We start from the raw sequence: 12,810 nt of genomic DNA on the forward strand, positions 1-12,810 counted from the left end.
TTAAAAATGTATGTAATATCCTAATTGTAACTGTGTATCTGAGTTACCGACCTTATTACTACTTTGGTAACCGAGCTGTAATTTAAATAAATCATCACCAAGTACTGACCATCCAGCACCACTGGAAACAGACACATCAATTGTATCGTTCAGTGTTTGGTAGCCCGTACTTATGTCAAATAACCAAGACGGACTGGCACCCAAGTATGGGGGCGTTAATGACCCTGTTGAGGCAAAAGAAGTACCTAGGGCAAAGCGCCTAAAAGGTTCAATAACTATGCGTCTGGGTCTTCTGTCTGTATTAATCGCAGTATTTACTCGTTCAAAGTCTTGCCATTGCGCACTAAAGTAGGCGTTCCAAATAGGGCGATCTTTTAAAATACTGTATTGGTAGCGTGCGTTATATTCTTGTCCATTAACGAGTGTGCTGTTGTTGTCTCTACGCGTGAACGACATTGCAGCTGCTGATAGCTGCACGCTTTGTCTGTTATCAATATTATAATTTATATAAGCCGTAGCTTTATTAAGTTGCGCATAGCTGAGTAACACTTCAGATTGGCGGTTTTCGGCGTTGTAGTGTAAGTTTACGCCAACTTGAGTACGCGCATCCCACTGATAACGAGAATCTAAATTTACGCCTTGTCGGCTAACAATATCGCCCTGATGCGTATCAACTTTTGCATTTAAAGCCCAACGGCCAAACGTCATTGTATTTTCTATTGCGAATAGCAGTCCGTTATTGCCAAGGTTTTGCTGATCGCTAAGGCTCAGTTTCCACTGGCCTTTTGCATAAGGAAAATACACATTTATGTCGTATTGCGTACTATTAAGCCCTGCTTGCGGTGATAGGTTTACTTCAAGTGCGCGAAAGTAAGCTGTGCGCGCGTTTCTTAAAAAGCCTAGCTGAGCTTCACTTGGCTCGTTAATTAGCTCTTCATACCAACGTTGCATAGTTGCATAAGGTTGGTTTAAGTATAAAAGCGCACTTAACTGATCGTTTTTGCCAAGTGTATTTGTATCAAATAATTGTTTGATTTTACTAAATTCACCTTGAGTCATGTACAGCTGAAGTGCTTGCCAGGGCTCAAGTTTTTGCGCAGCACGGCGTGATAACCACCAGTTTGCTTGTGCTGTGCCTATGGTTTCAGGGGCTAACTCATCGAGTGTGTTTAGCTGCATTAAATCTGGCATAGCCATAGCGCCAGCCCATCTAAACATAAGTCCTCGATATGCATATTTATCTTTAGGTAAATGCTGAAGAAGATAATGATTAAGCTCTGTGGCGTTGGCGTAATAGCCGAGTTGTTTCATTACATCGGCTAAGTTTACTAATGTGGTTAAGTCGCTAGGCTCAGCTATCGCTAGTTTACGTAAGTAAAAATAAGCACTGTTATATGACTTTTCATAAATAGATAAGCTCGCTAAAAGTTGACCCCACGCATAAGTTGGGTTGTTGTCAGCATAGTTATTTAAAATACGTTTAATCATGATGCTGTCGTGCATTTGCAGTGCTAACCAACCTTGTGCAAGCACCACATCGGGGCTGTATTCGCTCAGTTTTGCGGCGCGGTTGAGCGTTGTATACGCTGAATTTAAATCGCTCTGATTTTGATACCAGCTAGCTAGCGTTAACCAAGCAGGGTATAGCGCCTTGTTATAGCGTTGCTTGTTCAGTTCGTTATAGATTCGTTCAACGGCGTTTGAATCGTTTATTTGCGTACTTAAATTAGCAATGTCAATTAGCTGACTTTCGCTCAGCGAAGGTTGCTGCCATAAATGCGCAAGTAACGCTTTGGGGTTACCTACAAAGCGTATTTGCTGGTACTGCAATAAATCGCTTTCGCCTAATTTACCCAGTGATTTAAGTTGTTCAAGGGCATAAAGCTGTTCTTTTTTATCATTTACCCTGAGCGCCATGTCAACGCGAGCACTCCAAAACTCGTCGTCGGTACTTTGCTGCTTTTGCTTTAAAATGGTTAGTGCCGTGTTAAAGTCGTTATTTAACCAAAACGCACGGGCTAGCCACATTAAATCTTCTTCGTTTTTGGGGCCCTGATAAATAGGCCATAAATTACGTAAACCGCTTAAGTTACCTGTGTCATGTAATACTTTTGCTTTCCAATATTGTGATAATACGCTTTTACCGTTTATGCTTTCAAAACGCTCTATGTGCTTGAGCTCTTGTTTGGCATCGCCAATAAACTCGTTGGTTTGCATCCATTTAGTAAAGCCATTGCCTTTTAGTTGCCTATTTTTAGCTTTGTAAGCGTAAATGTCGTTAGCGTCTTGGTACAAGTATAAAGCCGTTGCATCGTTAATACTGTCTGTAAGCATAGCTGCGGTAACGGCTTTATTTATCATTAACCATTTAAATTCTTTGAGTGCAGCTCTTGGCTTATTGAGCCAGCGCTTTACTTTCCAGTTAAGTAAATGAAGCTCTTTATCGTTAGGTTTTTGTTTTAGTAGTTTTGAAAGCAATAATTCAGCGCTGTTAGCATCGCCATTGGCTAGGTGAAGCTGCATTGCCAGTGTTAAGTACTTAATATTGTTAGGCTCTTTTTGCAGCAGTTTTGTAGCTGCAATAATTGCATCTTCTTTATTGCCTGCTAAGTCAGCAAGATAAAGTGTGCGCTTTATATTTGATTGATCTCCATATTGCTTCCACCACGCATAAGCTTGCACCGCTTCGTTTGCACCCAGTGCGGTTTCAATCGCTTTTTCGGCTATTGTTTTGCTCATGTTATTTTTGTAAAGCAGCAACGCTTTTGCAGGTTGGCCTGCCGTTAGCCAATAATCAGCGGCAATTAACGGCTTTTTGTGTGTTTCATAATATTGTGCAAGCTTTACATTCAAACCGAGTGCCTTAGCTATACTAAGGATGTCTTCGTTCCATGGTTTATAGGCGCTAACCTTTAATGAAAGTTCTTCAAATCGGTCATCTACATTGGCACCACTTGCAAGCCATAATGAGTAAAGTAACTTTATTTCAAGTTCTGTTTTACGCTTACTTTTTGGCAGTTTTTCAAGCTCATTAGTTGCGTTTGAATATTCACTCAATGCTATATGAAGTTCAGCCAATTTAGCGCGCAGCTTTTCATTGTTAGGGTCAGTATTAAGTGCAGCATGCAAGTATGACTTTTCAAACGTGTAGTCTTGCGAAAGTGCATCGTCTTCAAAGAATAGGGTGTGCGGAAATAGCGCATATAATGAAAAACAGCTAACAGCGAGTATTGTTAAAATTGTTTTTATTGAAACCAAATGAGGGCGCTTTTTGGTATTCATTACTTAGCAACCCCTGTGCAGTTTAGGTAACCAAAAAAATCACCTGCAGGCAGTTTAAAGTGGGTTATTTTTGCGCGAGTGATACCTTTATAACTTTTTCCCATGTGAGATATAAATTGGCATGAGCGGGCATTCACTAAATCAAGTGTTGCAGGTATCCACGCTTTAAAACTAACAGCGCCATTTACTTGCCATGTATCTATTACTACATTGGCAGAGGCTAAATAAGGGGCATTATCTTTTTGGCTATGGTCAAAACTAATACGCGAAATACCCTCTACAGTATGTACGTAGTTGCCTTGTTGCGTTACTCCTAGCAGCCCATCGCTTTGTGATATGTTTGCAATATCAAAGTCGCTGGGTATGCGAAGGGTGCGAATGTTTTTTGAACTAAACAACCAGTCGCCTTTACTATTTTTAGCTAAAGCAGAAAAGTAAAAATCTTTCGCAATTTTTGCATAGTGGCTTAAGTACACCGGTGTATTAGGTCTTTGTAATACATAGTCAATATTATGCTTTAGGGCATCAAGCCCTGCAGGAACTTCGCCAGAATAAAAATGATAGTAAATAGTATAGGGCTTTAACCTGTATGGCTTTTCGGTTATTTCAAAGGTTTCTGTTAGTCGCTTAAATCCGTAATACGGGCCATGCCATAAATTAGTGTATACGTTTTCGTTCAGTATTGGCGCGTAAATTTGATACAGTAAATCACCCTCAGGGCGCGCAATCGGCGATATATGGGAAAGGCTAGGGTTATCACTATTTACATCAGTATTGCCGCCATTTACGTTTAGTACACCAGCATTACGCGCTATTTTTAATGCGTCTGGACCGGGTGTAGCATCGCCAGACCACAACATAAGCACCGTTTTTTTTCCTTTAGGTACTAGTCTTTCATTAATATAATTAATGGTGCCGGTAATTTCTTTTTCTAAGCTAATTGTGTCATAGCCAGGTACATCCAAGTGAAACCCATAGTCAGTATCTTCTTCGTCAATTTCTTTTCGGCCAGAAAGCGCGGTCCAAAAGTAAGGGTGACTATAAGTATGCGAAGCGACCTCTACATAGGGAAGTTCAAAAATACTGCGCGCAATTTTTTCTAGTTTTTTACTGTGCTTAGCATGAATTCCTCCAGGCTCTATATCAGCCTGAATAATAGAAGATGTGATGGGAAGTTTATAAGGTTTAATAATGTCATCGCGAATGACCTCTGCGGCATATGGGCTGCCATCAAAGTGTGCAATGCTGGTAAAGCCATCCCCATCTATATGCATAGTAAGCATACGTCTGCCACTTTCTGTCGTTGTGTCTGGAGCGAGTATTGTGGGTAACCCCATGGCTTTAGTAAGCAGTGTAAGTGGGTCAATAACCCAATTACTACCTTCCATTGGGAGCGTATCAATCAGCCATGGGGCAACAATAACTGCGCCATATTTGGTTTTGGCACTTTGTACAACGGTGCTGCCATCAGCCGCTTTTATATCAATAAGAGTTGTGGCTTCTGGCGCTAATTTTAATAAATAAGGTTTGGTAATAGCAGGCGAAGAGCTTGACTCACCTTTTAACCATGGTGCTAAATAATTAAGTTCATAAGGCCCTGGAGGGGAGCTGTTAAGTGTTTCCACGCCTAATGCGGCTAATAATTTAGCTGATTGTGGTAGCTCACCTACCACTAACTGAGGCACTGTACCTAGGCTAGCTTCGAGCCAATTTATTACACTTGGGGAGTAAAAGCCCCCCATGTTTGTCCATGAAACAATTCCAGCATGTAAACTTGGATCAACTAATGGCAACTCTCGTTTTGCTATATCAATGTAGTCAGGAATATAACCTAAATACTCAATAAGAGTGGCTAGCTTTAAATGAACTGTAGAATAAATAAGGGGTTTTAAGTCACTATTGTACGGAATAAGCACGCGCCTAGGTACGGGGCTAATAGTTGATGTTCCCCAAGTTTGTAAATGCCCATCGGTTACCCAAGCATTAAACCCTGAAGCGATAATTTTTTCAGCCATTACAAGGCGTTTGTCAGGTTTTGCATAGTCAATAACTTGAACATTAAAACCTAAGCTTTGCGCTTTTTTAAGTTGAGTTGTTAACCATGCTTGATCGTTCTTAGAGGTTAACTTGTAGCTATTCTCAAGTGGATTAAAGTGGCTAAATAATCCCTCAGCAACTAAGTCGGTTGCAAGGTTTTGTAGGCTTGGCAGTAATTCAAAGCCACGATTGAGCACTAATTGCTTTTTAAATACTAAAGACAGATCTTTTATTATTGAAACTAATCCAGCTTGCTGCGCTAATTTATCGTAACGTTCGTTATCTAATAATTGATAGCTATCAAGGGTGTCTAAAAACAACCCGCTAAAGCCACGTTCTTTTAATATAACAGCCGAGCTATTTAATTGTTGTTGCCATTGCTTTGAAGTTAAATCGGAAATGTAGCTATTCCAATTTGGGTTTGTAGTAAGTGAATAGTCACTTTTATTATATGATTCGCCAATGCTCAAATAAGCATAAACAGCAATGTTACGTTCTTTAAACCAATTTAATTCATGCTCAGTCACTAACTCAGGTTGCACAACAACGCGTGAGTAAAAAGTCATTTCAGCTAAAGGCATTGGGGCTGAATAGTAAAAAGCGATGCTGTTATTAACGGGCTTTGCTAGTAACTGCGCTGATACTAAAAGCAAAAGCCATAAAATATATTTCATTAATGATTCGTTATGTTAATTTTAAACTATTGCTCAAAGGAAAGCATTTCGAGGTTTTTCTAGTTATTTTGTATTAGTTATTATTATATGTTAACAAAAATAAAAGGTCTATCATGTTGTTTTAAATTTATACTAAATCAATCTATTATTTAGGTGGTGTTATTATTGCAAGTTAATGAATTTAAATAAATAAAACCTTTAAGAAAGGCTTGGATTTTAAACGAGATTTGTAAAGAAATGTAAGTTTTTATTGCCAGTTCTGGATAAATTTAAAAGCCATTTCGCTTATAAAATGGCCTTTAAAAAGTTTATTGTTTTAAATATTAATCATTACCTAATACAAATCATGTTTCTTCCTTGCGATTTAGCTCTGTACAAAGCGCTGTCGGCGGCACACATTAATGCTTCAGATGTTCTATATTGGTTATTGTATTCACACGCTAAGCCTTGGCTAACACTAATTTTAACGTTGTCAGGTAGGCCTATTTCTCTAAAGTTTAAATTTAAAATTCTATCTTGAATACGCTTGGCTATCATCTCAGTGTTTGAAATATGAGATCGCGGTAATACCACGGCAAACTCTTCTCCACCATATCGGGCAACTAAGCTGTCTTTTGACGGCAGGCATTCTTCAATTGTTTTTGCTACTTTTTGCAAGCATTTGTCACCTTTTACATGCCCAAAGTTATCGTTAAATAATTTAAAATAATCAATATCAATCAATATAAAACTTAATGGTTGCTTGTTCATTAGACATGTTTGCCAATCTTTGTGGATAGTTTTTTCTAACGTTCCACGATTTGCAATACCAGTTAGGTGATCGAGCTTTGAAAGTGTTTCGAGTACTTTATACTTTTTTATATGTTTAGAAATGTCATGCATGATGCAAATAAATAAAGGAGTATTATTAGTTGTTGCTGGTGGAATGCATGAAACCGAAAGTTCTACATCTAAAAAGTTACCATTAGCTTTAATTATTTTTACTTCTTTGGGGCCATGATTTAGCGGCGTTTGATAATTGTTTTTCCAACTTTCAAACATGTATTCGTAATCGTCACGGTATTGCTCTTGTAAAAAATGCTGCCACTTTTTACCAATTAATATATCTGAAGGAACATTAAAAAATCGTGCAGCTACCGGGTTTACCGATTCAAAAACACCTTGTGCATTCACAATAAATATAGCATCGGCCATAACGTTAGTGACATTAATAATCGCGCTTATTTTTTCATTGTTAACACGCTCAGAAAGGCTGTTTACTAATGTTGATACAGCGATATTTTCGTTATTTAGTTTGCTGTGTTGATTATTGTTAGACATGGCAGTTGCTCATTTTTATTGTTAATGAAACTTGATGTCTAGCAGTGTATTCAATTTATGGGTTTTAAACCTTTCGGTAATCTTCTTTTTTAAGTTGTTGTTTTATTGGTTATTATTGGTTATTATTGGTTGATAGCTAAGGGGGGGTATAAATTAATGACACAGGCATAAATTAGTCCTGTGCAATTTAAGAATAAGTATTACTAATTAGAGTTCTTTTTCATTCTTAACTTGTGGATCAGTGCTTTCATATTTATTGCCATTACATTCAACGTTAAAAATTAAGCATACAGAGCCATTATTTTCATCTGTGTCGGTAATGATAATTGTGTGGCCGTTGTCACTTACTTTATAGCTGAAGTCTTGGGCGCATGGTTTTTGTGTGTCGATATCGGTGATAGTAGCGCCAGTAAATACGAAACCATTTTGAATTGTGGCGTCGTCTAAATTATAGTTGCCAGCGGTTTCAGTTCTTACAACACCACCGCCAGTAGCGGGTTCGCCATTTTTTGTATAGCTAAAAATAGCTTCACTATTGTTAAGTTTAATATTTACTTGAAAGTCGACATTTTCTAGGGTGTTATTCATATTATTTCCTTTATGAGTAATTATAGTTGGAAGTTCGTAATGCCTAATTTAACTAGGCTTGTTTTTATTTCTGATATCTCGTCTTCCCTGTTTAAACAGGTATAAGCTTGTACTAGTGGGTATGTTATTTTTACGCTCTGACTTATTTTTGCAGCTTCAGAAATAGCTTTGATAGCGCTTAAGCAAAATTGCTCTCGCTGTTTATTAGTTGTAGCTAAGTTTGCTTTGATTAAGTTTATTCTTGTATATACTAAGTAATCACCAGTTTTAGTTAGGTTGGATAATTGATGTTTGTAGTTTTCATTATTCTCAAGCTCAGTTAATAACTTCTGCGCTTTGAGTGATGATTGTCTATTTATAAAATATTGAATCAGTGTAATTTGTGTATTAATAGTGCTGGTATTTTTAAAATTTTGAGATTTTAAAAAATTAATTATTTTTTCAATTGTTGAGTCAGTAGCTTCATCAGTAGATAGCATTAGTGAAAGTGCTAAAGAGCGATAATACATAAGCTGAAATTTATTGTTTTTTGGATCTTGTACTAAAGCTTCATTGATAACTTGATTAGCCAAGCTGGCTTTTTTATGTGCCATCCGTTTATCACTCAAATAGCTCAGTAAATAACTTTGTTGCATATATAGGTTTGCTGATGTGTAAAAAAGGCTTGCATCACTAGGGTAGTTAGCAATCAATTTTGTGATTACTTTAACTGCAGCTTCTAATATATTAACTGCTTCATTAAAGTTACTTAGCCTCTCTTCTGTTTTTGCAAGCCAACTAATTGTATCGGATTTATCTCGAAGTAAGTCTTTGTTATTAGGTTTCAGTTCAAGCGCTTTATTCTTAAGTAAAAGTGACTCTGCAAAGTTCTTTTTTGCAGCGCTGTAGTTAGATTTTTTTATGTATAAAGAACCTAAAGAATTAGATGAATACGATAATTCCATAATGGAGTTAAAATCATTGGCTGCCAGCGCATACATTTTTTTACTGTAATCGTGGTATCTTTTAAACATTTGCTCAGTAGCTTGATGATCATTTTGATCATAAGCTAATTGACCAAGCCAAAAGGCATTGGCGCCTGCAAGCGTGAGTAGCTCTAAGTTGTTTGGCTGAATTTTTAATAATGCCTCAAGGCGAATGCGGGCGTTTTCAAAGGCGGTGAAGGCCTCAATGGTTTTTCCGCGCGAATAGGCCACTTCCCCCATGGCCTCAAGGGTTTGTGCGTACTGAAAACGGTTGTTAAATTGTGCTTTATTATTGCTAAAGCTAAAAAGTGAACTTGAATCGTCAGTTTGATCAGTAAAATACTCAAGTGCTTTATTACTAATACCATCAAGTAAGTCCATACGTTCAACGCTACGTAATTTATCCGCAAAGTCGCCGACCATAAACCCGAGTAAGCTTTCGGCTTCTTGGCGTTTTTGCTGTGCTAGTTGCTGCGCTTGAAAGCTGGTAACACTCATTAATAGGGCAACACAGGTAAGTAAACAAAGCAAAGCGACAGTGCCACGTTTTATGGTTGTTTTTGTTTTACTATGCTTAAGAGAGCTGGTTATAAGGGCGTGTTCGTCATCGCCTAGTTCAAATGTGTTGTCGTTCAATAAGGTAACGGCCTCTTGCAGCGGTTTTCCTGTCGCAAGGAGGTAAGCATTACTTTTACCTTCATCTATCCAATTTTGTGCTTGGTGTTGTAAACGGCTTTTTATTGCTAATGAATCTTTGTGATCGCTTATCCACTGCTTTGCGCGTGGCCATTGACGCAATAATGCTTCGTGCGCAAGGCTAAAACAGGCTTCGCCATTTTGTAAGTGCGATACAAATAAGCGGCTATCGACCATGGCTTGTACAAGTTCTATTTGGCTAGTGTTAGTTAATGCCTTCCAGCGGGCTGCGCGGCTAGTAATAGTTTTACCATCAGGGTTTAGCGTTATTAATTGTGATAACACGCTTTTTAGTTGCAGTTGTTGTTTGTTGCTAAGGCCTATAAATACATCTTCTGCTTTTTTGCCTATGGCGCCCTCAATACCGCCAAGTTTTTTATACACACTGTGTAACAACTCATTATTATCACTGCGCTGTAAATACAGCTCTTGCAGTGTGTATTGCAGCATGGGTAGTGCATCGGGATTGTTGGCGGTATCGGCGCAGAGTATTTCATCCAGTGGTGTTTGGGTTTGTGGGTCATGTGAAAACGTTAAATTAGCGGTTATTGCTGGCAAGCGAATAATTTGTTGAAGCTCGTGCCTGTTCGGTGGTGTTAAGTCGTAATGCGCGCCATTAGCTTTGCCAGCCATTAGGCTTGGTTGCTCAACCACTAAAGGGTAAAAATCGTTTCTGCACGCACTAAATACAATCACCGCTTTAGACGTTGCTAAGCGCTCAATAACTGATAAAAATTGGCTACGTGTTTCATCATCAAATAAAGGTGATGAAAGTAGGACCTCTAAACGGTCTATGAACAAAAATAATTGCGGTTTGTTAAGCGTTGGTACTGTTTTAGTTAGGGCATTTGTTAAAGTATGAATAACGTTATTAGTGTTTTGCGTTAATTGCTGGGCGAGTGTTTCGGCGCTTAAACCATCAAAGACAGGCAGGTTATTTATATCCCAATCAAGCATGGCAGACGCTAAGTCTAAATAAAGCCGGCTGTGGTCAATATCTGCAAAATCTAGTTGAGTATACGAAACAACACCAATCCCGTTGTAGCCGCGCTCATCAAGCAGTTTAGGTAAAATGCCTGCGTTCACTAAGGATGATTTTCCGGTACCACTTGGACCTAAAATTAAGCAAAAAGCGCGACCAAAATTCACTTGGCTAGCCACTCTTTCCAATAAAGTGGTAATAGCCTGATTTCGGCCAAAAAACAGGTGGTTATCGGTTGTATTATAAGCGCTTAATCCTAAAAATGGAGATCCACCTTGCCAGCTTGTTACTTTGGGGGCTTCTTCACTTAAAGGAAAGTCTAACTTTGCAATAATACGGTAGCCACGTTTTCTTATTGTTTCTATGTATTGTGGTGCACTTGCTTTATCGCCAAGAGCTTTGCGCAACTGTGTAATTATTTTATGTAGCGGGTTATCGCCTACTTCAATATTTTTCCAACAGTGGTTAAGTAGTTCGTCACTGCTAACAAGCTCCCCTTTTTTTGAGCATAAATAGATCAAAACATCCATGGCTTTTGGTTCTAGCTGCTTGTTTTTACCAGCATGTTGAATGCTGTTTGATAGGGGGCTTACCTGCCAATCGCCTAAATAAAATGGGCTGAGGTTCATTGTGACTCATTGTTGTTTTTGCTGATCTAAATATGTATCGGCTTGTTAAGCTGTAACTTTATAGTACAGAAAAAATGGCAAACCAGTATGGCTTTTAGTCAGTGGTGTTGAGTTATTTTAACGCCAGCCCTTGGCTAGACCAGCGTTGTATTTACAGTTATAGGTCGTTTTTATTTATGGTAACAACACGTTGCGGGAAAGGAATTTCGATATTGGCGTCGTTAATGGCTTTGTACACTCCACCGTTTATAGCTAACTTTGTTTCTATAATTTTCGTGGTGGGTACCCAGTATCGGTAGCTAAGGGTAACACCGCTATCGGCAAAGCGCTCAATGCCTATTTGCGAGTGCGGGTTTTGAGCAACTAACTCGTGTGCGTTGAGTACCTCTTCAATAAGATTAATTGCGGTATCAGCACATGCGCTATAGGCAATATCTATTTCACCCTTAACTAACGAGTAACTAAATGAGTTATGAATTATTTCGCCCATTATATGTTTGTTAGGGATGGTGATTTCTACTTTTTCTTCATCTATTAAAATGGTGTAGCCAAGCTCTATTGTTTTAACTTGACCGCTTACATTTTTAACTTCAATGGTATCGCCAACTACAAAAGGGCGTGTAGCGATAATGGCAAGGCCAGCACCATAATTAGACAGCATGCCCTGTAGTGCTAAACCTGCACCCAAAGAAGCTGCACCTATTGCCGCCACAAAGGGAGTAACACTTATCCCTATCTTGCCAAGCGCTATAATAATAACCATAACAATAAGCAGTACTTTTACAACACTACTAACAAAGTTTGTAAGCGTAATATCCACATTATGGCGAGTCATTAAATTGGCGACTATTTTAGATAGTTTTTGTGCTATCCAAAGGCCAATCAACAATATAAAAACAGCCCCTACAATTTGCATGCTGTAGGTAACTAAATACTCAGTGAGCATATTGTAATACTTTTCAAACTGTTCGATTTCAGAACTGATCATTATGGGCTCTTAACTCGTGTAATTAAATTTTTGTAAACTATAGCAAACTGTTTACTAAAAAAGGATAGAGGAGTGGGACTATTATGGCCGTTAGCAATGCACTGAGCGCCATAGCTACTGATGAAAATGCACCTATTTTAGGGTGTTCAGCAAGTGCCGCTGCTGTCCCAATAGCGTGGCAGGCCGTCCCCATAGCAACACCTTGGGATTCATGACTGCCTATTTTTACCAATTTAAACAGCATGAAACCAAATAATGCCCCTAATAAGCCAATAAAAATAACCATAGCGGCGGCCAAAGAGCTGATCCCCCCCAATGAATCTGTAACAATTAAAGAAATAGGCGTTGTGACGCTAAGTGCCGCCACAGAGGCACTTAGCTCAGAAGGAACCTTAAAAAATACACTTAATAAAAAAGCCACAAAAGTTGCATTTACAATACCTAAACTGCAAGTACCTAGTATGAGTAATAGGTTTTTACGTACGTGAATAAACTGCTGATACAAAGGTAGCGCTAATGCGACAATGGCGGGCTCTAAAAGCCAGCTTAGTAGCTGGCTATGATGGGCAAACTTGGAGTAAGGCAGGTTTAAGTTAATCAATAACAAAGCAATAACGGCAATACTTAAAAAAACAGGGTTTGTAATTGA

Annotated in this window: 7 protein-coding genes; all 7 read right to left on the reverse strand. The window is 38.6% G+C overall.

Translation table 11 applies throughout. The features are described 5' to 3' along the window. Positions 1-3,282, reverse strand: a complete 3,282-nt coding sequence (locus tag BCG07_RS16970) for a tetratricopeptide repeat protein (protein ID WP_243532891.1) — start codon at positions 3,280-3,282, stop codon at positions 1-3. Further along, positions 3,282-5,993 carry an endo alpha-1,4 polygalactosaminidase gene (locus BCG07_RS16975; RefSeq protein WP_243532894.1) on the reverse strand — a complete coding sequence of 904 codons (2,712 nt, stop codon included), beginning with the start codon at positions 5,991-5,993 and terminating at the stop codon, positions 3,282-3,284. The genes BCG07_RS16970 and BCG07_RS16975 overlap by 1 nt, the downstream gene beginning before the upstream one ends. Positions 5,994-6,323: 330 nt before the next feature. Then, on the reverse strand, positions 6,324-7,313 hold the full coding sequence (locus tag BCG07_RS16980; protein WP_243532896.1) for a sensor domain-containing diguanylate cyclase: 990 nt from the start codon (positions 7,311-7,313) through the stop codon (positions 6,324-6,326). 207 nt (positions 7,314-7,520) lie between these two features. Beyond that, positions 7,521-7,901, reverse strand: coding sequence for a DP-EP family protein (locus BCG07_RS16985; RefSeq protein WP_286891226.1), 381 nt, complete (start codon positions 7,899-7,901; stop codon positions 7,521-7,523). Positions 7,902-7,921: 20 nt separating this feature from the next. Further along, positions 7,922-11,173, reverse strand: coding sequence for an nSTAND1 domain-containing NTPase (locus BCG07_RS16990; RefSeq protein ID WP_243532902.1), 3,252 nt, complete (start codon positions 11,171-11,173; stop codon positions 7,922-7,924). A 157-nt stretch (positions 11,174-11,330) separates the two neighbouring features. Then, positions 11,331-12,161 carry a mechanosensitive ion channel family protein gene (locus BCG07_RS16995; RefSeq protein ID WP_008132787.1) on the reverse strand — a complete coding sequence of 277 codons (831 nt, stop codon included), beginning with the start codon at positions 12,159-12,161 and terminating at the stop codon, positions 11,331-11,333. Between the two features lie 37 nt (positions 12,162-12,198). Beyond that, the coding region (locus BCG07_RS17000; protein WP_286891227.1) for an LrgB family protein at positions 12,199-12,810 on the reverse strand (612 nt) is incomplete at its 5' end.

Origin of the sequence: Pseudoalteromonas sp. ESRF-bin5 (genome assembly GCF_002632075.1) — a bacterium.
Lineage (GTDB): Bacteria > Pseudomonadota > Gammaproteobacteria > Enterobacterales > Alteromonadaceae > Pseudoalteromonas > Pseudoalteromonas marina.

Excerpts from the sequence above, each read along its gene's own strand:
- BCG07_RS16975 (WP_243532894.1), bottom strand. The coding sequence starts at position 5,993 with ATGAAATATATTTTATGGCTTTTGCTTTTAGTATCAGCGCAGTTACTA.
- BCG07_RS16980 (WP_243532896.1), bottom strand. The coding sequence starts at position 7,313 with ATGTCTAACAATAATCAACACAGCAAACTAAATAACGAAAATATCGCT.
- BCG07_RS16990 (WP_243532902.1), bottom strand. The coding sequence starts at position 11,173 with ATGAACCTCAGCCCATTTTATTTAGGCGATTGGCAGGTAAGCCCCCTA.
- BCG07_RS16970 (WP_243532891.1), bottom strand. The coding sequence starts at position 3,282 with ATGAATACCAAAAAGCGCCCTCATTTGGTTTCAATAAAAACAATTTTA.
- BCG07_RS16995 (WP_008132787.1), bottom strand. The coding sequence starts at position 12,161 with ATGATCAGTTCTGAAATCGAACAGTTTGAAAAGTATTACAATATGCTC.
- BCG07_RS16985 (WP_286891226.1), bottom strand. The coding sequence starts at position 7,901 with ATGAATAACACCCTAGAAAATGTCGACTTTCAAGTAAATATTAAACTT.